Source organism: Bradyrhizobium sp. JYMT SZCCT0180 (assembly GCF_018130165.1).
Taxonomy (GTDB): domain Bacteria; phylum Pseudomonadota; class Alphaproteobacteria; order Rhizobiales; family Xanthobacteraceae; genus Bradyrhizobium.
This window is the reverse complement of record NZ_JAFCLZ010000022.1, coordinates 90,867-115,685: the sequence shown is the minus strand read 5'-3', so window position 1 is coordinate 115,685 and position 24,819 is coordinate 90,867. Positions and strand designations below refer to the sequence as shown.

The window sequence follows — 24,819 nt, the reverse complement described above, 5'->3', positions numbered from 1 at the left end:
CAGGTGGTGACAATATGTGTCACCCCGGTCGGGGAGCCATGTCTTTCGAGAAAGCCCAGCAATTACTTGAGCTTGCTACTTTCGTAGCATCCCACCGCATGGGCGTCACTTTAAATGACGTCGGCGAGCGATTGGGCATTTCCAAGCGAACGGCGCAGCGGATCCTGCACACTCTGGAAGTGCAATTTCCGGACACTCAGGCCAGCTTTGACGAGAACGGCCACAAGCGCTGGCGGCTCCAAACCGGAGCGCTGCGCGATCTTCTGACGCTCACGCCTGACGAGCTGGCCGCACTCGACCTATCAATTGAAACTCTCGAAAGAAACTCCCTGGGTGTGGAAGCTGATCAGCTTCGTTGTCTTCGAGAAAAAATATTGGCACTTGTGCCACGCAATAAGGTCGCCCGGTTGGAGACGGATCATGAGGCCTTGCTTGAAGCGCAAGGTCTTGCGGCCCGCCCGGGACCAACCGCACGACTGACGCCTGAAATATCTTCGAAAATATCGACGGCTCTGAAAGGTTCGGAGCGATTGAAGATCGTCTACCACTCTCGCCGGAACTCTGAAGCAACTGTGCGGGTGGTAGAGCCTTATGGCGTATTGATAGGAATGCGTCGGTATCTCGTTGCGAAATCTTTGAGCGATCCCGACGGACCCCTCCGCTACTTCGTGGCGGACAAGATCCAGAGTGCGGAACTTACGGGCGAGTTCTTCGAACGTGACCACGATTTTGATATTGACCAGCACGCTCAAAAGGCCTTTGGCGCATTTCAGAACGAACAGGAATTTGACGAAGTAGTGTGGAAATTTAGGCCTTCAGCCGCAGCCCATGCCCGTGACTTTCTGTTTCACCCGGCACAGGTACTCGAGGATCAGCCCGACGGCTCGCTGGTAGTTCGTTTCAATGCTTCCGGGCACCTCGAGATGTGCTGGCATCTCTATATGTGGGGCGACCAGGTCGAGGTGCTGGCGCCCTTGGCATTGCGAAAAATGATTGAGCATCATCAGCGAACAGATTTTCATGCATTGCCCTAGGAGTATCGCCTTCGCGCAGGGAAATCGCAACACGGCATCAAGCGTTGGTGCAACTTCATGGATCAGGAGAAACAGTCTGGCTTCCATTCGAGCGTTTGCGTCGCATCATGGACTCGGCGATCAGATACAGACGCTCCGAGTCGGCGGAAGAAGACGCCGCGGAGCGCGTGGCATTAAATGTCCTTGCCACGCCGTTAAAATTGGAACGAGGCAACTGGCGTACTGGACAGGTTGGACGTGGATGGCTTCCAAATCGGTCAATTGGGTATCTCGATGACAGATTCTGACACCTCAAACAATTACTTGATTGGGCGAGAGTAACGGATCTCGCACCGGTGCCTACACCGCGACTTCTTTTATACGTTTTTAAACCTATTTAGACTGAGGAAATTATTTCATGCCGGGAGCACGGGGCGATCTGATCCAGATGTCGGAGGACGATTTGGTCGCCGGCATTTCTGTGCGATACAATGAAACCTCGTCGCGCTGGTTCGTTGGCGTTCTACGGAAGATTTTCCCCACAGAGTGCGAGCTTGAATATCTCGACGGCACTGTTGAACGAGTTTCGATCGGCAAGGTTGAAAGCTTTGCCGCCTACCTTCGCTCACGCGGCCGCGTTCTCTCCCTAACACGCAAGGACCTAAGTTACGTTTTTTATGCTCAAGCCTTGGAACGCATGCGGTCGAGCCGAGCGAACAAGATAAAACACTTCCTTCGTTCGCACGGTCTTCAATTTCACCCAGAGGAATGGACGGTTAACGAACGGATCCAGATATGGCCCGACGATAGTTATGTTAAAACCGGATCATCCGCTACCGACGCGGAATTGAAATTGCTTATTCCGAAGTGGCTAGAACCACAGCGATTACCGGCTGGCTCGCGTGATCCACTTGGATTTCAAAACCATGCAGAACAGATTGCGAATGAATTACTTCCCGGACTTACCGTTTTCACAACACGCATAGCTTATTATGGTTTTATTGCCTGGGCCGTCCAAAAGCTAGGCCAATCGAACCGAATCCCGGGCGGCGGTCAAGCTGAACAATTTCATAGGTTGGAGCGAGCTTACGTCCTCTGTGAATTCATTCATCACGGCAACACCACCGACGACTGCCGTGTACTCGGTCAGCGAAGTAAGAGCGAAGTACTGCAATCTGCAATGAGCAATAGATTTAGGCCGCCAGCGAAAATATTGCGAAATCAAGAGTCAGCCGGTGCCCTTCGGCTCTATTCCAACTCGATGAAAAGCATGGGCTTTGCGGAACAACACTCTAACAGGGTTATAGACGGGCTACTTGCACTTACGCTGACCGACTTGGGTCAACGTCTCGCTCGCGAATTCGAGAAAGCCCTCCCCGAAGACTTCTTTGATTTCGCTATTTCTGAAAAAGCGCTAAGCCGCGAGATTCTGCGTGGTTGGGGAAAACAACTATGCATGTCGAAATTTGGATTGGCAAAATTTCGCAGGCCGTTCCTCGCGGGATTTCTGCTCGGTAATAGCCAAGCAGCTCAATCTCGTTATCAGACCGTCAGCCTCCTCTTTAAGGAGGGACTGTTGGGCGGAGGAGCCAAGCAAAAGAAGGAACTTGGGTTAGACACGCTGTCTGAAGAATTTGCGATCCTTGCTGAGGAAGAGCCAGAAAGCGGTGGAATTACAAACGCAGACATACTTCTCAAATTTTACGAGGATGTCCCGACGCCCAATGCCGCAATTCTGCAGAGGGCCGCCGTATATGAACTCCTTTCTCTCGCACATTCATCAATTTTCAAATGTGCTCTAGATGGAATCGCGACGCCGGGACAATGTCGCATCTCCGACCTTCGTGATGCAATCGTCACAACGAAGCACTTCGGAAAGTTTTGGCGAACTCCGTTCGGAAAACATGCAAATCTGCCGACCATTCGATCTCTACATAAGGCTCTTTTTGAAGCGGAAACCTCCGCGGAGATGGCCGCAATTGGGGGCGTTTTGTTGCGCCGAATTCAGACTGACGCGGCTTTTCTGACGAGCGCTACTGACTTGCAGACCGCGCCGCCCTTTATACTTATGCGCGGTATTCCGCCTGAACGACCTCTCGCAGAGTCTTTTAGGGACTTAATCGAAGCGATGGTCGTTCGTCATGAAGAGGTGTCCAGTAATAAGAGCCGCCAAAGATGGTGCTATCTGGATAAACCGGCACAACAGCTTATTCGCGACGATAATCGACCGCTTGGCATCGGTTGGCATGCGATGCGTTTTCCGCAATTGTTTTCTCTCTGTCGTGATCTACGTCTTACGAAGGCTGACCTTAGTCATGGCGGATGATGAAGGCATTCTCGTTCGAGACATCGTTGGAAGCTTTGCACCCGGGCAAGGACTTCGTGCCGCGTTGTTGCTCACATACAGTTTCGACGGAAAATGGCTTGAGGAAGGATTTATTCCTGATCTATTCGATCGGCCGGTCGCCACTTCGCTCGTGCTTCGCGATCAAAACAGCATAGTTTCAGAGGCATCTTCCGTACGCTACCATCGCGCTAACGCCAGATTCAGCACGCGGGTATTCCATCCGAAGCTTGCCCTCTTCGTCGCCGAAGACCGAGCGTTGGCTATTATTGCAAGCGCAAACCTTACTCGCGGGGGCCTGGAGCGGAATCTTGAGCTTGGATCCGCCTTCGAAGTGAGTGGCATGGGTGGCCCACGATCGCTGTTTAATGAGATCCTGCAATACATCGCTGGACCGCTCACGAATGAGGTCGAACCTGGTGGGACCGCGGCTATATCACTCCGAGAAACGACCATCGCGCTACGGGAAGTGCTCGAAATTATTCCCCAATCAGAGACGAGGCTCCATAGCTTCATTCATAACTACAATGAAACGCTTTGGAAGCAGGTGCTTGATGCATTGCCCCATCGTCATGTAGCTCGACTAAGCATAATAAGTCCGTTTTTCGAGCCCAACATCGCCCAGTGCGAAGATCCGGACTCGCCCGCGGATGTTGGTATCTTTTCGCAAATGTTCAAGGAACTTAGATTCGAGCCTCCCAAGGGAGAGAAGCCGATCAACGTCTTTTTTCAACAATCTGACGGAAAGACCTTACTCCCAATTGATAAGCTATTGCAGTGGAGGGCGAACATTGACATTTTTCAACGGCTCACCATCAGCGACGATGCCAGGCCGTTGCATGGCAAATTTCTCCTATTTGAGGGTGCAAGGGGTCGGGATCGAGAGCCATATCTGCTTGCAGTCTCCGGATCACCAAATTTTACCAGCGCCGCCTTTCTTTCCGGTCCACCAATGGGAAATTCGGAAATCGCACTAATCACACGACTCCCTGTGCGACGTAATGCATACGACAAAGTTCGTTCGATAATGCGCTTAGACCGGATGTTTGGGAGAGTGATCGATTGGACGACACTTACGCATACCCCTTCCAATCCCAACCCTTCGCGACCCATCGGGGACTTTCGGGTTCTCGACGCGACATTGCGTGTTTCCGAAACAAGACTAGACATTACTTGGGAAGGTCGCTTGCCCGGTGCAGTTACTGCACGAGTGCAGATTAAAGCGAGTGGGGCTTGGATTACCGTGGGCACAGCACCCTTGGGTCTCGATCAAAAATTGGTCCTCGATGTACCGACGATACTGGAAACGGATTCTTCACAAATTTTATCGATCAGATCAACTCACTTGCGTGTTGAACTTCTTGATGCCGCTGGTGCAGTTTTGGGGAGTGCCCTGGCGCCAATTAATGTGGATTGCCCCAGCCAATTCTGCGGCACCTCTTTGATTGGCGCAGTCATGTCGACTTTGGATGAGCGAATTGCATTTGAAGGGTGTGGCGTCCAACAAACCTACAGGAAGCAAATCGCGTTCCTAGAACACTATAGGGGCCTCAATCCGGACACTAATATCCGCCGTGTTTTAGGTCATCAAGCGGACCTCGATCGCTTTTTCCGGAATCTTCAAACCGGCATCAGAGGTGTTCGCTCTCGCTCGATCACGAGACCAAACTCGGAGTATACTCTTCGAAAGACCTTGGGCGACCTTAGTCGGTGGCTACAGGACAGCTCCGCCCAGGAAGGAGCGCGTCTCTCTTCGGAATGCCGTCTCTTCCTCATCGACAGGCTGGCTCGAGAATTGCTGCGGACCTTGGAAGTCGGAGGACGCAGTCATCTTCTTGCGCCAAGACTCAGATCAATCACATCCGACATAAAACTATCAACAGTCCTGATTTCTCTGTCGGTTTGGATGGGCGAACTTCGGGACCCCCATCTACGCCCCTATGTCACAGACACAAATCTATGCTTAGCCTCCGTGGCGAAGCTGATCAACAATTCGGGTTTAGACGATGGCAATTGACCCCGATGAGGTCAGCAAGCTTTGTTCTCGGCTTCGACTGGGAGAGGGTCATGAAGCACAGGAAAGCGCTGTCCGCTCTGCGCTAACCTCCCTTCTGAGTCGAGGCCAGAGAGGCGTAGTACTTGCAGACGAGGTCGGGTTTGGGAAAACGTACGAGGCCTTATCGATCATGGCGCTGCTTTGCGATCACGCTCGTGCATCGCGAAAGGCGTTCGATCGCGTTCTCATTCTGTGCAAATCATCTCTTCTCGAAAAGTGGCGGGAGGAGCTTAGCACGACCCATCCGGAGAGAGGATTTCCACAGTATCTAATCGGCGATGCATGGCCCGCACGACATCCAATTTTTCGGCTACTTGGCTCGGTTCATGTGGTAGGTCGCCGGGCTTCGGCGGATGAACACCAAGCCGTTCGCGATGGTGGAAGACTTCAGGCCGCGCCTGGCATCTACATTGTCAACCAGACCGTCCTAACCCAGGTCAATCGGAATACACGCTGGTTTCTAAGGCGATTGTTCGAAACAGAGTGGGACCTAGTCATAGTTGACGAGGCTCATCACTACGCACGGTGGACCAAGCCTGCATACATATTTGCTCCAAATGGTCGAATGACCGACTACAATCAAGGCTTGTCTGGCGGGAAATTCGGTAAGATTCTCGCGCTCACAGCTACACCATTTGAATTGACGCCTCATGAGATGGTCCAACTTTTCGCGCTGGTTCGAGCGGAACCTGAACACTTGGACCTAACAAAGAAGGCCCTCGACCTCTATGTCCGTAGATTAGAGATTTTCTTCTCACTTCGGCAACGAAGCGTAACTGATCCGCTTCGCCGCGAGGCGGTCAAAGCGCTGAACATACTACGCGATAAGGACGCCCTTGCGGGTAACCTCGCCGGCACGGGGCTTGAGGCTTTGCTCCGCAGGTACATGATCCGGAATGTCAAATCGCAAAACGAGCGACGGTACTTCCTTGTCAATAGGGCAGCCGGCACCTTCACGATGCAGCCATTTCAGAAGCTCGATGATTTACAGAGTACACTAAAAGCTGCGGCCCTCCTTCCGTTCGAGGGGCCTGATGCACTGTACTATCTCGAACTACGAGCTTTGATCGATGAAAAGAATGAGCGAGCGCGGACTGGAGAAGATCAAAGGACATTTGTTACCATGGATCTGCGACAAGGCCTATCGTCCTATCCTCAGCTTTCTCAATCACAGCTTCTAAATGGCGATTTCGAGAGTGCTCGCCATTTGAGGCATCTCATCAACTCTTGGACAAAAGGTAGAAGCCAACGGCTGCATCCAAAAGTCTTAGCCCTTTCGGATCTAGTCGAGCTGATTGCGGTAGCGGAAATTGCGAAAATCAGCAAGGACCCCGACCGGTGGCTTTCTAAGGTGCTGGTGTTTAACAAATTGATCGGGGGGACCGCACCGCATCTGCGCGATGTATTAACGAAGCGACTGACCCCCATTTTCGCCAAATATCTCGACGAAGTCCTGCGTGACAGCGGCTTTAGCGCTAGAGCGCAATTCGCTTCGAAAGTTCGAGCATCCTTGAATAATTCGCTGGCGCGCGCCAAGGCAGAGCTCGAGACTTTGCTGAGCGGTTCCCTTTGTCTGGTACCGCCCGACTTTGAACATGAAAACTTCCGGCCATACATAGGAAGAAGTTTGGTGGAGGCATATCGCACAACGATTCTGAGACGAACAGAGCAGTTGTTATTTTTGCTGCGAGCAGCAAGGGGAATCTCGCAGGCAACAGAGGAGGCAATAGATCAATGGCTCTGGACTACAATTTCAGAACCGCTCGTACAAACCCTCTGTAGAGTTATTCAAAATTCTTTCGACGATGAGGTTCATGAAGAGAGGCCGCGATACGAGCGGATTTTTATGGCCGAACGAGAGTGCCTAGTGCTGATGGAGGAATGCAGTTCTGTTGGCATTGTCGGACGATACGACGGTTCTAACGTTCTAGACCGTGAAGCTCATCGACGAAATTTCAATCAGCAATTTAATCCCTTCGTACTGCTCGTAAGCCGAGTTGGGGAAGAAGGCATAGACCTTCAACATCAATGTCGCTACGTGATCCATTATGACCTGGAGTGGAATCCCGCAAGGATGGAGCAAAGAGAGGGGCGAGTTGATCGCGTGGGGTGGGGACCGTCCGATGAAGGGTTTATTGACGTACGGTTTATGCTTCTGAAGGGCACCTACGAAGAGCGCATCTTCCATGCTGTGATGCAACGCGACCAGTGGTTCCAAGTTTTGATCGGATCAAAGCGCAATGAATTGGGTCGTCCGCTTGGCGACGATGCGGCATCTATCGGCCACGATATTGATGATGGCCCGATCGATACAACCGAAGAATTGGGCCGGCTGTCGCCGGATGAGAAGGCAGCTATCATGATCGATCTGCGGCCGTGAATCGGCGCCCGGAAAATCGAAGCTTTGTGTTTGGCTACCAAAGCATCCGATACCTTCGATCCGACAAGCCTCAATGTCTAGAGTGCTTTGCCATGGGGCGACTGCTCCTCAGCATTGAAGGATTGTATGCATGGTCGTGACGCGCCACCCAGAGCCCATATCCGCCGCCTCCCATCGCTCCCCAGATTAGGGCAACTCAGCCAAGCTGACACCCCCATGAGTGAGCAACCCTGTAAGGAAGTTGAGCACCATCGGAACCGGATCGCCTGGCGTAAGGCCCAGCTCCGGTGCCAGACCTACTTCACCTTGAATCAAACCTGCACCCAAGGCCAGATCTGGACCGTTCACCGTCCATGAGATGGAATCATCTTCGAGGCGAATACCAGCAATACCCGGAGCCAATAGCCACACTTGATCTATTGCCCTCGCGTAAAACCCGCGCCGCTGCATCATGAACTCGGGGATGCGAGCGATGGCCTTGGCTATCCTTGAGCAGGTCGCTGACAGACGGTCGTTATCCATCCGGCGACACCGTACTGGTATCGTGACGGTGCGCATGACGCCATCTACACGGTTATCGGGTTCCTTTTAAGTATAGCATCCTTTCGCGTCCGGTATACGTTGCCAAACTGCAACCGCTGAGCATGGATATCACGGGCTCCAAATATCTGTAGAGCTCGGGGCACACGGGCAATTAGTCTAACCAGTGCTCTCTCGGCACCGCCGCAATCCGCTTTTCCTTCACCTATTCCGATCCTCTCACACCGAACGCTCGATGCAAGAAAGCTATCCACTTTACGCGGAGCGCGACAATCGCGCCGCCTTGTCAAGTGACCGCTCTTGGCCGCAAGCGCAAGTCGTTTAAAGCTGGCGCTGATTTCTGCCTTGCTCTTCCTCCGGTGGGCTGCCCGGGATGCGTCACCGAGCGCGACGGCGGCGGGGTTTTTATCCTCGTCGTTTTTCATGCGGTCAGTGTACCATGCATCGACCGCTCGCCCGAATCGGGGTGTGGAGATAGGCGATGAGCGACTTCTCAAATTTCCGGGCCGTTTACAACGAGCTGACCGATGCCGTCACCAGCGCCCGTCATCAATTTTTCAAAGACCACCTGGCCAACTTCTTCGACACCATCGACCAGACGCCGAATGCCGCGCGTATCGTTGCGGATTTGGAAAGCCGCGTCGATCTGAAGAAATGGTACGAGGAGGCAAAAGAGAGTGTCGGCAGTTTCGTCGGCAGCGGCACACTCAACTGGCCGAAGGGCCGTACCGAAAAGCTGGCCATGCGTGTCGCCCTGCTGCGCGCCTTCAGCACTGAAGCGATTGACCCCATCGACTTCGCTCACGATTTCCTCTACTCGGAAAACAATTTCGACATCAATATTTCCGACATCAGCCAGCAGCTTTTTTCGCCGACCGGGCGCGAGCTGCTGCGGTACATTGAGACCCACTTCGATAATCCGCCTGGCGTTCCCGCATCCGACCGCGTCGTCACGGTCAACCACAACAGCCCGGATTACGCTGACGCTGATGCGGCGATGGAAAAGCTGGAGAAGGCGATCCGTGAAGCCAACGATTTCCCGGAGCCTGAAGTAAAGGAACAGCGCGAAGCCGAGGTGAGCGCAGCCCGGCGATTGATGCGGGCTGTCCGGGTCCGGCTCGAACCGCTGGTGGCGTTGCTGAAGCCGCTCCTGGTGCAGTACGGCACAAAGGTGAAGGACGGCCTGATTGCAGCCGCCGCCGCGGCGACCACCGCCGCGCTCATCACGCTGTTCGGGCTGATCTTTAAATCCCTGCTCGGGCTCTAACCCGCCAGCGACTTGGCGTAGTAGTCAAAGAGCTGTGCGCAGTTCAGCTTGTTCTCGATGTGGATGTGCTGGTGCAATTTCAGTACCGGCGGGGAACGCAGCCCACTCCCGAAGATGCCGGTGTCAACGTCATCATCGTCATCACCGGGTTCCGGGAACAGGTCCTGTAAATTGCTTTCCACTTCTCCCTTGTCCGCGTCGGACATGCCGAGCGCCGTGGCAAAGATCGGCTTCTCCACCTTCGGCACGACGTGGTTCCGGAATAGCAGCTTCATGTTTTGTTTGTGGTAGGCGAAGCCAAGGAAAACGACGCACTCGGTGTTCCGTATCGCTTTTTCCATACTGGAGACTGTCGCCTCCTCCTCAACCTGCTCGGTGTAGGTCTTTATCCGCGTCGAGAGGTCGAGGTAATCGTGCCGGCCGTGCTGGTTGCCGCCGAACGGCACTTTGTCGAGCGGACCGACCCACCCGTAGGGGTGGATGATTGAGGCACCCCTGACTATCGCAGTCGCCTGCTGCTTCGGTATCCCGTACAGCAAATGCAGGGCGTGCATAAAGAAGTGCTCAAGGCAGCGGTCGTAGTTGAAATTGATAAACGACACATCGTCCAGCACCCGCTCGACATCCGGCGCTTTCCGTCCGGGGCCGAGCACCTGCATGAATTTGACGAACCAAGAGCCGACTATCCTGTCCAGGTCGAGCGTGTTGTTTGCGTTTGACGGGCTGACGAACAGATAACTCTCTCGCTCAGCGTTGAGGATAGAGCGGATGATCGCCGACTTACCGACGGCGACGACTTCCGGCGAGCCCTCATGGATGTTGAGAAAGTCATCAATGGAATTTGAGAGCAGGATGCCCTTCCGAATAAGCTCAAAGGCATCGAAGTAGGCTTGGTCTTTGCGCAACCCCTTCTCGAAAAAACTCAGCGCCAAATCCTCGTCGTAGGTCCCCTTCTCCAATCGCCCGCCAAAGTGGGCGATACTCACCTTGGTCCGCTTCGCGATATCAAGCGCAAGCCCGCGACCGACCGGCATGTTCACATCTGCCCCGGCGCCTGCACCAACAATGAAAAGTGTCTTGCGGTTAAACATCACGCGAAGGTAGCACGAATCTCTACGCTGCCATCAATTTGTCCACGAAGGCCGAATAGCCCACGGTACCCGGCACCAGCCCCTCGTACCTGGCCAGCGCTTCGGCATCTTCGTAGGTGCACCTCGATGCTTCCGTTTCCATGAGCAGGCACATCTCCCGCAGCCGCTTGTCCAGTTCCGAAAGCGTGTAGACGCCGGCAATCAGGCGCCCTTCCCGAATGAGCGACGCATGAAAGTCCCGGGCATAAAAGCCGAAGTCCGGCACGATGATCTGCCCCTTAAATTGCGAAATGAGCAGCGCGCCCAAGATCCTCGCGTCGTGGTCCCCGAGCTCGGCCGGGTTGATGCGGGCCACGATCGAGCTCCCGACAACTTCCACCGCGAGGTGGGCTTGCACAGCACATCCTTCAGGACCGGCGAAAGTAGGAAGTCGTCGATTACTGCCATCGCCTCTTGCTCATCGTCGCTTCTGCCACCGTCCAGGTGGTCCAGCTTTTTCGCTTTCAGGAGCCGCCGAGCAAGCGCCCGCTTGCCGTTCGTCACGGTCAGGGTGTCCTTGCCGGCGTCGCCAAACACCACGTCGGCGAAGTCGCGGGCTTTTCGGTAATTCATGGGGAGCGGATTAAGGCTGTCCGAGCGCGGGTTGAATGCTCGGCGCGTTTGAACTTCTGCAAAAAGGCGTCAGCAACGGGTCCGTCATCAATTAAGAGAAAGCCGGCTTCGCAGGTATGAGCTCCGCTGTTTTATCGGCAAGGCCGATGATCAGTTTGTCATGGTCGGCAGTCACGGCAGGTCGGTGCCCATGCCGTGACAGGACGTAGCTGCGGGACCGCCGACCGGAAAATAGAACTGCCCACCAAATCATGTCATGGTTGCCCACAACCGGGGAGGGAAACTATGGCCGACGAAGAGAATTGGGTTCTTGCCCAAGAGCCAGAGCCAGAGCCGACCGAGCGGGAAAAGCTATTTGAGGAGACTCACAAGAAATCGATGGAGCGCGTTGCTCGCATCGACGACATGATGCAAGCCGTCGTGAAGGCCCAAGTCACTGTCGAGGGGTCTCTGATCGAGATGCTGGAAGCGTACGGAAAAGATCCTGTGCACTACTTCTTCACGTCTAAGAAGATTAAGGCGCTAAGGGACATTGACCCTCCCGCAGTCGGCAGGCCGTTGTGGGACCTTCTCTTGCAAGCCTCGTACGTCCGAAACGAGCTCGTGCACTCCCTGAACGAAGCAAAAATTAAAGAGGAGAGCGACAAAACGCGGGAAGCGTACCTGGCGATCACACAAAATGAGCGGCAGAAGCAATCGATCCGAGACATGACCGACACTCAAATGGTGACAAGCGCCATCTATCATTGTGGCAGCCACATTGTAGTCGCTACCGACAAACTGGCCGCCGACAAGAAAGCTAAAACGAAGCCGGGATAGGCGTCCGGTGAACCGTCGCCAGCGTCGTCACCTTTCGTTCGTCGGGAAACCGCTCCAGCGCCAGCAACGCCAGCTCGACGAGGCGCGGCAGCGGCTCGATCGATTTCTCCCAGGTGATGATGGTCTGGCGGGATTTTACGCCGAGCGCCATCCGCAGCGTGTCCTGGGTGAACCGGTTACGGCTACGCCATTCGGGGAGTTCAGTGCCGAGCATCGGTCGGCTCCACGGTGGTGACGCTCTCCTCAACGGCGACGTTGCCGCTCCACCAATTCATCCTGACCTTCCGGGTGCGGATTACCAGCCGGTGCAGGCCGGTGGCCAAGGCCGCGCGGATGTCCAATTTATGGACGTCAGGTTTTTGGACATTCCTGTTTGATTCGCTCATGGACGCCTCTGAAACTGCAAGGGAAACGGATTTCGGCACCATCACCATAGGGGTAAATGGTTAAATTCAACTTAAACGCCGAGAACTTAATTTCCTGCGAACATCCGGCTTCACCCGCCGACCCGAGACGTAGGCAGCGGCAAGCTCGCCCGCGACCAAAAGGACGAGCGCACCGAAGGTGTAAACATCGTGGACGGTGTAAATAATTGCAGCCCAGCCAATGGTCTTCATAGGACAATCCCCACGTGCCAAGGCTTCGCCAAGGCGAGTTACGTGTTGGGATCATCCCTGCGCAATCGAGGCCCATTGCGCGTGGTGCACAGCGTGCGCACCAGGAAGATCATTCTAAAGCCGGCGGCATGCCGGTAGTCATTATTGGGATCGCTAGTCCCTATTCTCCCCGTATTTCGATCCGAGGTGCGAGCAATCGTAGCCCACTGGGCTGTGGGTCTGACTATGCTCTGATGCGAATTTCTATATCCGACCGATTCATGGCGGATTCGCGGCGGCGCAGTCCCCGCTATCCACAAAGCGAATCGGAGGCGAATCGCGTACCCTCTCCGGGTCACTGATGGGGGATCACGCTATGCCAGTCATCCCACTGCTCTACGCGCTCGCCGCCCTCTGCTACGGGGTCGGTTATTTGATACGGTCTCTCTCGGATGCAGGTTCTTTCACATGCTCTATGAGATCGACTGGTCCGCGATGATGGATTGGTTTCGTGCAACTCCGGCAATAACACCGCAGCTCAACCTCGGAAGTGACGCGCTGTACTCGCAATTCCAACAGCTCATGGACATGCAGTTTCAGATGGGCGAACTCAAGCGCCACATGCTGACCATGCCCGCGCTGCCAAGCGAAGGATTTTAGCGGCTCACGTGACGCCGGCGGCATAATGGACGGCTCCTGCCGTTCCATTATCGACGTTGGTGTTCGTGAGACGGATGGATTGAGCGAGCGAAGGCGACTTTTTCTGACTGTCCCGGGCCAGCTCCGACGAGACGAGCGCGACCGTCAAAACCCGCCGCTCGAAGGGGTCAAAATTGGACGCCGATCCGGGGTCAAATTTGAACGCCGATTGACATTGGGATCCGCCGCCAGGCCCGGTTGCGCTGGAGCAGCGCGAAGGCCGGGTGGACCGGTACGCTTCACTGGCCATCCGACGTGCCATTGCCAAAGATGCAGGAAGAGAAGGCGCCCAAGGCTCGTTAAAGGCTAGTCCTTGGGAAAACATCGCAAAACGGGCAGTCGACGAAACTACCGACCGTAGCGGCCTTCAGCCATGGTGGATCTATCGGTCCGCACGTCCGCTGCACCTGCGTTTTGATCTGGCGAACAGCGAGATTTCCGAGCGCTGGAACCAAGCTCACGAGGAACGTGGTCATTACCGCCTGGTGTTGGGTATGCCCAATCAAAACGATCTCCGATGCTCAAAGCACTAGCGACTAGGATTCCAGCCGTAGAAGGATGGGCCAGATCGCAGCCACCGGCGCATTACTTCGGTAGTGCAAGAGCTGCTATTGTACTACCTGTACCGCCGGGATCAAGCTACGCGACACACGGGGTATACTAGCTCTCTTCGTTAACGTCATCGTCTCCCAAATCTTCAATCCGCACAAGGATCGCTGGGTCCCCAGAGCCATCAAGAAAGTCCCTGATGCTTGAGACAAGATCGAGCTTTTCGTCAAACCGAGGAACTCTGTTTCTGTAGTGCAGTAGAATGGCTTGTGCCTTTTCGAGATTGTCGCGCAGCTCCTGCGCTGGGGCGTCCCGCCCAGCGAGAAGCGCAAATGGTTCGACTTCACGATATCGAAACAACGCCGCGGTTGCAGACAGCGCATTTCTGAATCTGGTTTGGAAAGAGAGCTTTTCGGTGAGATGGACAAGCTCGTTCGATGCAAGGCCCACGATTTTCTCGACCAGGGCCGCAGTCAGTGCCCGCGGAGCTTCCTCTCTGCGTGCGAGAATCATTGACAGAGCATTCATCGTGTCAGCGTTTGCAGGGCGCGAAACCAGAGAATGCAAGACGCGGCGAAGTCGCGATACACCCGTCACCGCGCGACCTGCGCCTTGTATTAAAACCTTCCTAGCGGATCGAGGTCTCAGGAGCGGGTGCCCTCCTCGGTTCAGGTCCGCTTCCAGGGCCTCGACGACCATATCTTGTATATCTTCCGGGCAGAGGGTGAACGTCCACGTCAAGCAACGGATCGGGCCGTTATCAGAAAGAGGGCGTCGAGACACATCGAAAATCTGTTTGGTGCATCGCTCGAGGGCCGTGACTAGGTGTCCCTTGGTCTGTTCAGATAATTCGTTCGGCAATGTACCATCGGTCCCTACGGGCCGGACAAGCACGTGCGTCGTGGGATCTCGTTGCGTTCGTGAGAGAAGCGGCGCCAGGACAGTCGGATCATAGTCCGCAGCGCGATGCATTTGCGCCAGTACAGAATTCAAACCTTTGAGGCGGTCGCTGCCGGTCCAGAACTCCATCGATGGAGATTCAACGATGCGGATCGGTATCGTTGGGGGTGGCGTTCTCAACTTCTCGAGTATTTCTTTAGGCAATGCGTTGATTGGATCGAGCGCGGTCCAGTCTAGGAAGATGGGAGCTCTTTGAAGCGGCTCCCATTCCAAGGAAGTCAAGGAAAGCTTCGCCCAGCTTTGACCTGGCGTCTGTCTGATGCGCAACTCTACGGCAACATCCGTCTTTGGAGCTTCGTTTAGATGAACGCTCCAGAATCGAACTTCGTCGTCTCCCTTGAGAACGTAAAATTCGATATCACGTTTCCCGGCAATCCATTTCAGATTGCGATAAGGAGGCGAAACATACTCCCTGTTTGCTGGCAGGGTTGCGTTGCTTCCGATTAGATCATCAAATTGCGGCTCGTCTCTCTTCATGACAGCGAGACTTATCGGGGTAAGCCGGTCAAAGTAGTGCGGCAATCCCTTCTCAATCAACCGCCCAGCGCACAGACAACCGCGTGCTGCTGCTTCCCAATCTAGGAGAGCTACATTTGGGAAAAAGGCTTGAAGCCGGCTTGAGAGGACAGACGCAAAGGCGGGAGCTAAGGGTGTCAGCAGGAAGGTAGAGGAAATTGTTTCCGATGTCCCGAAGTCCAGATCTTTGAAATCGGTGTTTGGGAAGAGTTCTCCCTCAGCTATCTCGGGCGCGACAATGTCGATCCAGTTGCCATTATTCAGACGAAGTATCTCGACATCGCCTGCCTTGCTGTTACCGCAGATCAGTCTCAGTCCAAGCGTACTCTTCTCGCAAAAGCCTTCGTTTAACAAGGGGTTGGCTTCTACCACACTGGCGTGAGCCCGATCAGCAAGCTGCTTCAAGCCTAGATTGCGCAGGATCTTGAGGCCATAACCATCGCGTTCCGGAGCGACATGGTCTGGATGTTCTGAATCGCGGCGAAGCCGAAGCGTCTGGAGCTCTATGCCTTCACCGGAGTGAATCAGAAAGCGGAACACTGCTCCGTCGGCATTCGGAGGTATTGCATGGCAATCGAGCGCGTGAAGGAACACTGCAACCGGCTTCCAGAGCAATCGGATTTGTCTTCGATCGCGACGGAAGATTGACAGCGTCCGAAACTGGGCTGCCTCGTCGAATTCCTGGACATCTGGCACGCAAAGTATGACATCGTCAGCGAATCGTGCGAGGGCGTTCACGGTTGCGCCATAAATCTCATCGACCGCGCGCGAGTTGCCCGATCGTAGATCGTCCAACAATGGAGCGAGCGACACTCGGCGCTCTGAAGTTCCCAGCTCCCCCCAACCCAATCCTCGACCATGGGGAGCAAGGAGCGCCTGCGGTCCGCCAATCCAATCGCCCGAGCTTTGCTTGACAGCAACGGTGCCAAGACCTCCGTCTACAATTCGAGCTGCCTCTAATCGGACGTCGGGCTCCTCCACATTCCAATCGCGCGCGGCAATATCTCTCCATCCATTGATGTCAGCCCCTGAAACTCGCCTCATTTACGATCCCCGGGCGTTAAAGTGGAGGTAAACAAATGCGTCAACTCGCTGAGGCCCATCCACAGCGCTGTGCTTTGCGTTCCAAGCGAGAGGCAGAGCGCGCCTTTACTCCTTTCAAAGTCGCAGTGCTCATCGCTGCGCGAGGGACGAAGAATGGCGGCGGCAAGGATATTTGCTTTCGTTCCAATTGCCAGAACGCGTTCCAGTTCTGTAAGTTCTCCATCGATCAGGCCGCCCTGGATAGCCCAAATTGGCCAGACAACGACGTTCCCTAAGAAGCCCGCGACGTCACCAATTCGTCCGAACCGTATCGATATTGGCGCCGCGAAGTCCGACAGGCGTTTCTCTGGTTTCCGCATCCTGTAACGGACTTCGACGATCAGCTTCTGCTGCGGGAGATAAAAAGCGGCCAGTGGATTGTCATGAGAGATCCAAGACCCTCGGTTCTGTTCCTTGAGGAAATCGAGCGGTGCCGCAGCTATCAGCTCGGCTCCTGGGATGCCCGCCAGCGCAACCACGACGGCAAGAGTACAGAACTCTTCCCATGACCGACCTTGCCAGCGCCAGAGCTCGTCGAGAACCCGGTCGCGATCGAGCAATTCCTGCCATGAGGTCCAGACCCGGTGATAATTAACGTTATGTTGAAGCACGAAATTGGGCGTCACGCCGGGATCGGCGAGTCTCACGCCATGATCGGCTAAGTATCGCGCCAGCCGCCGACTTGACCGGCCGAAGGCATCAACCTTCCGCGCGCGCGTCGTCAGGCGCTTCGTTCTGTTCAGTTCGAGATAGTCCCGGGCCGCGTGCGAGGCCAGTTCGCAGTAGGCACGAAGTACTCGGTTCTCGAGGGTATCGAAGTTTTCTTCGCGCGCGACCGCTAATATTCGCTGTTGGTCTCCGGCCCGCTCAGCCAGGGTTTCTCCCGGCTGGCGTACTAGCCAGGTCATGGCTCGACGGTCGAGTTCCTGAACCCTTGATATCGGAATGTGCTGGTGTGTTCGTCGCAGGATACGACGGGGTGAACGGGCCAGCTCTTCGATTGTGCGCCAAAGCGCGAAGGCGTGCTGGGCAACGACATCCATGCTCGGCGGGATACTGTCTCCTTTTTCCGTCCACCGTCGGCGCAATTCGTGCCAAAGCCTTGCTGGATCGCCCAGGGCCGTCTCTACGTCCCTGAGTCGGCCCCAAACCGCCTGGGCTCGTAACATAAGACGGTGCGCCTCTTTTTCTTTTTCCGTCTGCGGTTCGAGTTTGGTTGGCGGGCGCTCCGGTGCGCTTGGCCATTGAACTCTAGTGTTCCGGTCGCCATTTGAGATGGATATGCCGGGCGTGTTTCTGATCGACAATGGAATGACCGAGAGACGTCGTCCTTCATCTCCAGATTCAAAGCCTGAGACGGGTTCTGTCGCATCCTGCTTGCCATTTACGGCCGCTCGTTCACCATTGGTCTCGTAAAGCCAGATCGAGGCTGCATGGTTATCACCGATTTCAATGTCTTGACCACGCAATGCAATTCGGTGAACCTGGTCAGGTTGAACAAGGGCCCACGGCCTCAACCAGATCTCTAGCACTGGGCTCACCTTTCGCGCGTTAGGCCGCGCCAGACGAATAGCCCAGTCCCTCTGGCCTGCCGCTCGCGCAATTCTGCAACCCGTTCTGCCATAACGAGGTCGTTTAATTCCTCTCGCAGCAGTCGATCAAGTTGATCGAAGGCTGTGCGATGACTGTCAATCTCGAGACCTCGAAGTTTCGGTAGAATGCGAAGCTCGATCTGATCGGCGAGAGGAAGTCGGTAATCATCGCCCTGAGTTTTAGGGTAATTGGCGACATAGGCTATCATTGCATCCCGCAGTCGATGACCGAACGGGCGACCACAGTCTTCCATGATTTCGGCAAGCTTGTTGATCGCAGCGTCAACTGCGCTTCGTGGCGCGCCATTGAATCCGGTTGCCGGCCGAACCCAGGTCCGCCATGACTTGAAAGACTGGGCGTGCGTGGGACGGTCGCCTCCGTCCGCGCTATTCAGGTTGTGGAACTCATGCGGAGCCGCGAACTGGAGGATATTGCTTCTGTCCAGCACCTTGTCTGACAACGATTGCGTGCTTTCGTCGTCGTTCATGGTCCCCACAAACAGTACATTGTGGGCAGGGAACAGCGAGATTGGCGTCTTTAGCCCCCGAATATCGACCGGGATCATCGCATCTGCCCGTCTGCGCTCATCACCCGCTTCCTCATAACGGGGTCTTGCCTCAAGACGACTCAGGAATTCGGAGAAGTAATACTCAACGCGAGCCAGATTCATCTCGTCCAAAAGGACAAGCGAAATGTGATCACTGCGGTCCATGTGCGAATTAGGAACCGACTTGTACGGGTCCATGTGGACCAGAAGACGAGCGAGGTCGGTGGCCCGATAGTTCTTCTCGATGTAATTGTAGAAGCCGAGGAGATCCTGTGGACTGTCCCAACGCGGCTCGACCGCGATTTGCAGGAAGTGAATGCCCATTGCTTCAGCATATCGTCGCGGCAACAGGCTCTTGCCTGTACCCGAAACACCAGCAAGGACTGTCAGCTGTGAGTGATCATTGATTTTGAGCGCAGTGTGAAAAGACAGGACCGTTCGAGTACTGTATTTAAGATTGTAGGCTTTGAGGTACTGGCTGACGGAGTGCAGCGCTTCAGCCTCCGTGCGAGGCGCGCCTTGCTTGATTGCGGGAAACTCGAGACTGAAAGGCACTTTGATCAAATCATCAAGCAGCTTCTTCTGGTCGCTTTCCGGGATTTCGCTGTCCGTTTCCAGTTCCAATCGTGCTTTGCGAGTTTCTAAACGCGCGATTTCCTCCGTGAGTGCGTCACGCGCCGTTCTGACACGATCCGCCTCCTTTTCCAGCCCCTCGAGCGGTTCCTTTCGTCGCTGAAGATCCTCGATTTCTCTTGCGAGATTATCGCGTTCGATCTTTCGCGCGGCGTCGAGCGCAATGCTCGTTTTAGCTTCCTCGATTTGCCTAAGCGCATTGTCACGCTCAGCACGAAGTGCCGGAAGTTGCGACGAAATTGCATCGTGTTCCAATGTGGTCCGAGCAAGCTCCCTCTTAAGCAATTCGAGCCGATCGGGGCTGCATTCGTCCGTAATCTTCTGAAGCTCGGCCTGCTTTTCAGTCAGCTGCTGCGATACCTTCGCTAGTTCGCCAGCCGCTTCCGCTGCTTGTGACATTACCTCTTCGATTTCACGGCGAGCCTCCTGCAGGGTTGCGTGCTCTGCCTTTATCGCAGTTCGCTGCTCTTCGAGGCTGGCAACTTCGGCGATCAGACGGTCGCGCTGCTGGATCTTCTGTTCGACAACGCTCAGTTCGGTCCGTCTTTCAGCCAGAAGGCCCTCTTCCTGAGCTCTCAGCTCACGTATGTGTTCGAAGCGGGTTGCATCCGGAAGGCGATCTCGCCGGATCTGAAACATGATAGCTATGCCGCTCATAACGAGCGCCAAAGCCGTCAGCATGATAATCGCTGCAAGGACGAATTGTGAGGCTTCCACGGCGGGTCTCTTCTCCCTTACGGCTGTGTTGAGGTTCTTGGTGCCGTGTTAGCAGGTTGTCGTGGGGCTACTCGGTTCGGAGCTGGGCTCGGGCGCGGACTTGTAGTTGACCCCGGTGCCGGAACTCTCGGCTGCGGCGCCGGTTCGGCTAGTGCAGGGGTATTGCTTGTCGCGTGCAATTCCTGGAGGCGTCGATTTTCCTCATCCAATCTTCGCCTTAGTTCATCCAGCTGAGCGACGCTATTGTCGCGGCGCTGCTGCATATCCGCAATCTGCCCCTGCAGGATCATGAGATTTTTCTCTGCTTCAGATCGGCCTTCCTGGGCGCGTCTTGCCGCCGTCTCGTCAATCGCCATTTGCTGCCTTCGCTGTTCCAACCCAACGAGTTCCGTTCGAGCCGCCGCCAGCCTCTTTTCTGCGGTAGTCAGTTCGTCACGCGCTTTAGCAAGGGAGGTTTCAGCTTCCGTTCGGACGGCCGCCGCTCGTTGAACCGCAGCTTCATCAACGGCCTGCGTGGTTCGAAGCTGCTCGTACCGGGACACGTCGGCCTTAACTTGGATCAAGCGTTGCTGCGTGGATTGGAGTTCATCCTGTGCTTTCGCGAGGGATCGCTCTGCTGCAGTCCGAAACTCATCTGCTTTCCTGGTAGCTGCCTCATTGACGGCAACGGTACTCTGGTTTGCCTTCAAACCTTCGACCAAAAGTCTTAAGCGCCCCACCTCGGCCGATCGTTCTTGCCACTCCCGATAAGTACTGTCTCGGTCCGCTTTTATCTTGGCTGCATCGGAAGCCTCTTTGCGGGCGCTTTCAGCTTCCCGATCGAAGGCAAGTTTTCGGTCTTCCAGCTTTTTTACGTCAGCGGTTAATGTGTCACGTCTAGCCTCTAGCGACTTAAATTCTTCAGATCTGGTCGCTGCCGTTTTGCTGGCGGCCGCATTCTCGGATTTGAGAGACTCAAGCTGTCGTTTTTGGCCCTCAACCTCGGCTGTGATCTTGGACAAATCAGCTTCGACCGTGCGTTTGTCGGCAAATAGTCGGTTGCGTTCGGTCTGAATTCGCTCAGCGTCAGCGGCACCCTTCTCTGCGTCATCCTTTCGGCGTACCGCTATCGTTCGGGCTTCCTCGAGCGAGGCTATCTCAAGTTTGACCGCACCTAGCTGAGCTTCCTTTGTTGTTGCTTCTACAAGACGTCGACGCACGTCATCTTCCCGTGTTGCTATTCCACGCTCGTGTTGTTGCACAAGGATGAACAATGCTGCGTTGAGGCATATGACAAGAAAGCCGAGGCAGCCGACTAGGCCTACCCACTTCCACGAGGCCGGTGGGATTTGAAGTGCCGGCCTATCAGTGACGGCCGAGCTCTCGTTCAATGCTGTCAAGGCACGTCTCCATATCGTCTGCGAGCTGGTGGACCCAGAAGCGCAGCACTTTCCAACCGCGGCCGACGATTTCTCTGTCCCTCAACCGGTCAGCGGTCTTTCGATTTCCGGTCACATCCGTGTGCCAGCGCACTCCATCTACTTCGACGTCGAGCTTTATCTTTCCGGCAAAAAGCGCGAAATCTAAGTATCGTGTACCGAGCGGGTGCTGAGGATGTGGATCGAGGCCGCGCGCTTGCATCGCGGTGTAAAGTCTTCGCTCCCAACTACTGTCGAACTGCTGTGGCCGAGGAGGCGACCATGGTTTGGTCGCCCGGTCTGCCAGAAACTCGATGTGTCTGATTCGACATGTCTTCGCGTTGGATAGGTCACCCAATACGATGCAGAGTGCTCTCGCACGGCTTACGGCGACATTGAGTCGACGTCGCTCTTTCTTCAGGAACGCGTAGGTCGATTGCTGACTGTTTGCAGCTATCACAAGAGACAGAACAATGAGATCGGCTTCACCGCCCTGAAACTTGTCGATCGTTGAAATTCGCAGCGAAAGTCGATCGCGCTCGGTTTCCGTAAGGCGCGACGTGACGATCTTCTGAATTTCCGCGACCTGGGCGTTAAACGGTGAGATAACGCCGACCGATCCGTTAAACGATTCGTCCTCAGCGAACTTTTTGAGTAGTAACGAAACCCTTTCTGCTTCTGCCGTGTTGACTGGACCACTGTCACCTCTTGTCTCGTACCCAGCTACATCCTCCCAGGCGAGACCGGGACGGTAGTCCTTGGGAGGTCGAAACTGTTCATCCCACCTTCGACCGATGAGCTGGTCGTTATAGAAGTCTGCGTTGAGATAGTCGACAATGGCCGGGGCTGATCGGAATTGATCGGCGAGCAAGAAGCGCGTTGCAGCCGGGCGGCCGGCACAGAAATCAAAGAGGGAATTGATACTCTGCGCGAACGATGATCGTCCCTTCTTGGGAAGCCCAGCAGCATCCATGAGTGCATGCTCGGTACCAGAGCCGAGCGGCCGAACAAAGGTAAGCTGCATCGGATCGCCGACGACGACGGCCTTTTTTGCTCGGACCAACAGCGGAAGAGCGGACGCAATGTCGCTTTGGCTCGTTTCGTCAAAGATGACGTAGTCAAAGAGACCCGGCGCGAGAGGGATGCGTGATGGCACAGAAAGGGTGCTGACCGCCCAAATCGGGCGATAACGAAGCACCATTTGCGCATCCGCAAGAGGCATTCGGCGGGCGCTCTTTATGCTGTTGAATTCGAGCTCCTTTGCTTGTGTTGCAATTTTCATACGCTCTTCGTGTGCTGGCTTCGTCAGGCTTTCGGCCAGCTTCGGTAAAAATGCCGCAATATCCTTGCTTAGTGAGGCGTATTCGGAATCAATTTGAGCCACCCTCTGGGGAGCCTTTTGCAGTTGATACTTCAGGTTTTCGACCCGATCGTTGATCTGTCGAAGTGATGCGTTCTGGGGTAAGGGATCCAACGAGTCGCTGGATCTCCCGCTAAGGCGCCGGATGGCCATCAGTATCCGATGAATCAAGCTCGGTCGTGTCCCTCTGAGGGCTCGAGACTTTCTCTGTTTGCCTGTCAGGTCACGAAGCTCCGCCAATTCAGAAAGTGCAAGATGCAGGTCAACTTCATGTTTGCCCTTTCGGCGCCAATCATGGTGTTCGGTCGCGCGGCTATTGAGTGAGGCCGTTGCCGCCTCGATTTCCTGACATTTCTCTGAATCTCTCGTATCTTCGTGGGCAAGCTCACGAAAGGCATCTAAAAAGCTGACATCACGCTCACCATCAGCATCTCGGGCGCGGGTCAAAAGAGGGAAATCAGGAACGATGGCCTTCAGCCGCCTCTCGATTTCATCGACGGCCTGATGATTCCTCGCGGAGAAAAGAACGGATTTGCCAGCCATCACGGCTGAAACAAGTAACGTGAAAATGACCTCGCTTTTGCCCGAGCCAGGCGGCCCCTGAATAACCGTCAGACCTTGTCCAAGTCCCGCCTCAGCTGCGTTCACCTGGTGATCGGTCAGCGTCCCGCGCTCGTTAGGAGACATCACGTTGATGCGTTCATTGATTCCGACACTAGGCGCGTCGTTGGACAGCACCGCCGCAAGGGCGGTATTGACAAGCCTCTCTCTGGTCCATTCGCGAATTGATTCGAGATCCTCAGCGACGGCCTTGGTGAAGCTTCCCTCCTCAGGAAGGAACAGGGCGGCGGCGTTTCGGAGACCGCTACCAGACAACGAAACTTCGAAAGCCAAATCGCCCGGGCGCAAATTCATGCCGCCGATCGTTGCAAGCGAGTGACGCATGCGATCGCTGATGGCGCCGATAGTGTTGTCCTCTCCTTCCGGACGGAGCTGCTCCATCAATTCCGTGGCTTTCCACGAAGTGGACCGGCAGACCTCCCGTACCCATGCCGGATTGAGTGCTGGCTCAGTCGCTTCGATTTCGAGGAAAAGCTCCTTCCCTTCCAAGCGGAAGTCTACCGGCAGGATGAGTGCCGGCATGAACAATTGACCTAGCGAAGAAGAGAAGATGGAAACAGGCCAACCGATGGCCGGGGATGTGAGATTTCGTTTTGATAGCGCCTGAACGAATGCTTCTGGAAGGAGTTCCGTGCTGATACGGATCGAAGCGCCAGACCACCAACTACCTGTCAATCGAAGGAGCTGCCAAACTGAGCCATGGCGGTCCGCAAACGTTTCGATCTTGCCGCGCGGGTCCTTACGCTGCGTTGCAGCGTAATATCCGAGGAGCGGCCCCCATTCCGGCAAAGAACCTGAGCTCTCGGGTTCAGTTGAAAGGACGTCTTCGGGAGAATGCCGCAAAGGGTACCAGGTAGCCTCAACGGCAGTCAGCGTGGCGACGACTGCTTCACCACCTTTGGTGGGCTTGTCTTCGGCGCTCGCTTGCTTGGGCTTTATCTCTGGACGAAATACCTGCCAACGACCGGCAGGATCGCGAACGATTTCTCCACGCTGGGCCAGAGTACCCAGACCAGCTAACAACTCGGACGCATTTAACCGGACGCCGGATGCGCTGAGGCGCCAAATAAGCTGATCGTCAGTCGCCCCCTTTGGAAAAAGCGCAAGCAACTGATGAATCGTCCGGTCGAACACTTATGGCCTCTCGAATAGCATCTAAAAATCAACCGCAAGGCAATGGCTTAGCTGATTGCATGCGGTGGGAAGCCAAGCCTTCTCTAGGCCAGCGTTGATGCCGTCCCGCAAGCTCGCCAAGGGTCTAAGTGCAAGAAAAACGGTACACAATTGCGGATTGTCTGTAAACGACTGGACCAATCTCACGGGAATGAAGTCGACATGACTGGGGACGGCTAACTCCGCGGTCTGCAGTGCCGTCGCGCCGGAGCCAAGACATGCTCTCCTGATCTTGCCATGACGCCCGTTCCGT

At 55.1% G+C, this 24,819-nt stretch carries 18 protein-coding genes; 7 read left to right on the top strand and 11 right to left on the bottom strand.

The annotated features are described in order from the left end of the window. Nucleotides 1-38: 38 nt before the first annotated feature. From JQ641_RS28855 to JQ641_RS28840, 4 genes are all read left to right on the top strand, one after another. Entirely contained in the window at nt 39-1,034 is a 996-nt protein-coding gene (locus JQ641_RS28855; protein WP_211999258.1) for a helix-turn-helix transcriptional regulator, read from the top strand. 397 nt (nt 1,035-1,431) lie between these two features. Next, a complete protein-coding gene (locus JQ641_RS28850; protein ID WP_211999257.1) occupies nt 1,432-3,339 on the top strand; it encodes a hypothetical protein in 1,908 nt (635 codons plus the stop codon). Then, entirely contained in the window at nt 3,329-5,374 is a 2,046-nt protein-coding gene (locus tag JQ641_RS28845) for a phospholipase D-like domain-containing protein (protein WP_211999256.1), read from the top strand. Before JQ641_RS28850 ends, JQ641_RS28845 begins: the two co-directional genes overlap by 11 nt. Then, nucleotides 5,364-7,793 (top strand): SNF2-related protein, encoded by a 2,430-nt coding sequence (locus JQ641_RS28840; protein ID WP_211999255.1) that lies wholly within the window; start codon nt 5,364-5,366, stop codon nt 7,791-7,793. The genes JQ641_RS28845 and JQ641_RS28840 overlap by 11 nt, the downstream gene beginning before the upstream one ends. A 186-nt stretch (nt 7,794-7,979) precedes the next feature. Here the strand turns inward: JQ641_RS28840 and JQ641_RS28835 are convergent, their stop codons facing one another. Beyond that, a complete protein-coding gene (locus JQ641_RS28835; RefSeq protein WP_211999254.1) occupies nt 7,980-8,315 on the bottom strand; it encodes a hypothetical protein in 336 nt (111 codons plus the stop codon). Between the two features lie 499 nt (nt 8,316-8,814). Here JQ641_RS28835 and JQ641_RS28830 point away from each other — a divergent pair, with 499 nt between their 5' ends. Then, complete coding sequence (locus JQ641_RS28830) at nt 8,815-9,600, top strand: hypothetical protein (protein WP_211999253.1); 786 nt, start codon at nt 8,815-8,817, stop codon at nt 9,598-9,600. Here the strand turns inward: JQ641_RS28830 and JQ641_RS28825 are convergent. Then, a complete protein-coding gene (locus JQ641_RS28825) occupies nt 9,597-10,691 on the bottom strand; it encodes a hypothetical protein (protein WP_211999252.1) in 1,095 nt (364 codons plus the stop codon). The two genes, JQ641_RS28830 and JQ641_RS28825, sit on opposite strands and share 4 nt — an antisense overlap. Before the next feature lie 22 nt (nt 10,692-10,713). After that, on the bottom strand, nt 10,714-11,046 hold the full coding sequence (locus JQ641_RS28820; RefSeq protein ID WP_211999251.1) for a S1 domain-containing protein: 333 nt from the start codon (nt 11,044-11,046) through the stop codon (nt 10,714-10,716). Between the two features lie 542 nt (nt 11,047-11,588). Between JQ641_RS28820 and JQ641_RS28815 the strand changes: the two genes are divergently transcribed. After that, complete coding sequence (locus tag JQ641_RS28815) at nt 11,589-12,122, top strand: hypothetical protein (protein WP_211999250.1); 534 nt, start codon at nt 11,589-11,591, stop codon at nt 12,120-12,122. Here the strand turns inward: JQ641_RS28815 and JQ641_RS28810 are convergent. From JQ641_RS28810 to JQ641_RS28800, 3 genes are all read right to left on the bottom strand, one after another. Next, nucleotides 12,103-12,336: a hypothetical protein gene (locus tag JQ641_RS28810; RefSeq protein WP_211999249.1), complete on the bottom strand. Its 234-nt coding sequence runs from the start codon at nt 12,334-12,336 to the stop codon at nt 12,103-12,105. The two genes, JQ641_RS28815 and JQ641_RS28810, sit on opposite strands and share 20 nt — an antisense overlap. Beyond that, complete coding sequence (locus tag JQ641_RS28805) at nt 12,323-12,508, bottom strand: hypothetical protein (protein ID WP_211999248.1); 186 nt, start codon at nt 12,506-12,508, stop codon at nt 12,323-12,325. Before JQ641_RS28805 ends, JQ641_RS28810 begins: the two co-directional genes overlap by 14 nt. Before the next feature lie 66 nt (nt 12,509-12,574). Continuing rightward, nucleotides 12,575-12,739: a hypothetical protein gene (locus JQ641_RS28800; protein ID WP_211999247.1), complete on the bottom strand. Its 165-nt coding sequence runs from the start codon at nt 12,737-12,739 to the stop codon at nt 12,575-12,577. Between the two features lie 447 nt (nt 12,740-13,186). Here JQ641_RS28800 and JQ641_RS28795 point away from each other — a divergent pair, with 447 nt between their 5' ends. Then, nucleotides 13,187-13,378: a hypothetical protein gene (locus JQ641_RS28795; protein WP_211999246.1), complete on the top strand. Its 192-nt coding sequence runs from the start codon at nt 13,187-13,189 to the stop codon at nt 13,376-13,378. A 699-nt stretch (nt 13,379-14,077) separates the two neighbouring features. On the opposite strand, the gene JQ641_RS28790 is transcribed toward JQ641_RS28795, so the two are convergent. The 5 genes from JQ641_RS28790 to JQ641_RS28770 are packed head-to-tail and all read right to left on the bottom strand — an operon-like array spanning nt 14,078 to nt 24,527. Further along, the gene (locus JQ641_RS28790) at nt 14,078-16,486 is read right to left on the bottom strand and encodes a hypothetical protein (protein ID WP_211999245.1); all 2,409 of its coding nucleotides are present in this window, start codon (nt 16,484-16,486) and stop codon (nt 14,078-14,080) included. Next, nucleotides 16,483-18,057: a DUF2357 domain-containing protein gene (locus JQ641_RS28785; protein WP_211999244.1), complete on the bottom strand. Its 1,575-nt coding sequence runs from the start codon at nt 18,055-18,057 to the stop codon at nt 16,483-16,485. Before JQ641_RS28785 ends, JQ641_RS28790 begins: the two co-directional genes overlap by 4 nt. Nucleotides 18,058-18,062: 5 nt before the next feature. Beyond that, a complete protein-coding gene (locus JQ641_RS38545) occupies nt 18,063-20,015 on the bottom strand; it encodes an McrB family protein (protein ID WP_211999243.1) in 1,953 nt (650 codons plus the stop codon). A gap of 17 nt (nt 20,016-20,032) precedes the next feature. Next, nucleotides 20,033-21,394, bottom strand: coding sequence for a coiled-coil domain-containing protein (locus JQ641_RS28775; protein ID WP_211999242.1), 1,362 nt, complete (start codon nt 21,392-21,394; stop codon nt 20,033-20,035). Further along, nucleotides 21,360-24,527, bottom strand: coding sequence for an AAA domain-containing protein (locus JQ641_RS28770; protein ID WP_211999241.1), 3,168 nt, complete (start codon nt 24,525-24,527; stop codon nt 21,360-21,362). The genes JQ641_RS28775 and JQ641_RS28770 overlap by 35 nt, the downstream gene beginning before the upstream one ends. Nucleotides 24,528-24,819: the final 292 nt, after the last annotated feature.

Coding starts and splice junctions, on each gene's coding strand:
- JQ641_RS28845 (WP_211999256.1), top strand. CDS start 3,329: ATGGCGGATGATGAAGGCATTCTCGTTCGAGACATCGTTGGAAGCTTT.
- JQ641_RS28795 (WP_211999246.1), top strand. CDS start 13,187: ATGCTCTATGAGATCGACTGGTCCGCGATGATGGATTGGTTTCGTGCA.
- JQ641_RS28835 (WP_211999254.1), bottom strand. CDS start 8,315: ATGGATAACGACCGTCTGTCAGCGACCTGCTCAAGGATAGCCAAGGCC.
- JQ641_RS28840 (WP_211999255.1), top strand. CDS start 5,364: ATGGCAATTGACCCCGATGAGGTCAGCAAGCTTTGTTCTCGGCTTCGA.
- JQ641_RS28790 (WP_211999245.1), bottom strand. CDS start 16,486: ATGAGGCGAGTTTCAGGGGCTGACATCAATGGATGGAGAGATATTGCC.
- JQ641_RS28815 (WP_211999250.1), top strand. CDS start 11,589: ATGGCCGACGAAGAGAATTGGGTTCTTGCCCAAGAGCCAGAGCCAGAG.
- JQ641_RS28855 (WP_211999258.1), top strand. CDS start 39: ATGTCTTTCGAGAAAGCCCAGCAATTACTTGAGCTTGCTACTTTCGTA.
- JQ641_RS28810 (WP_211999249.1), bottom strand. CDS start 12,336: ATGCTCGGCACTGAACTCCCCGAATGGCGTAGCCGTAACCGGTTCACC.
- JQ641_RS28830 (WP_211999253.1), top strand. CDS start 8,815: ATGAGCGACTTCTCAAATTTCCGGGCCGTTTACAACGAGCTGACCGAT.
- JQ641_RS28850 (WP_211999257.1), top strand. CDS start 1,432: ATGCCGGGAGCACGGGGCGATCTGATCCAGATGTCGGAGGACGATTTG.
- JQ641_RS28800 (WP_211999247.1), bottom strand. CDS start 12,739: ATGAAGACCATTGGCTGGGCTGCAATTATTTACACCGTCCACGATGTT.
- JQ641_RS28805 (WP_211999248.1), bottom strand. CDS start 12,508: ATGAGCGAATCAAACAGGAATGTCCAAAAACCTGACGTCCATAAATTG.
- JQ641_RS28825 (WP_211999252.1), bottom strand. CDS start 10,691: ATGTTTAACCGCAAGACACTTTTCATTGTTGGTGCAGGCGCCGGGGCA.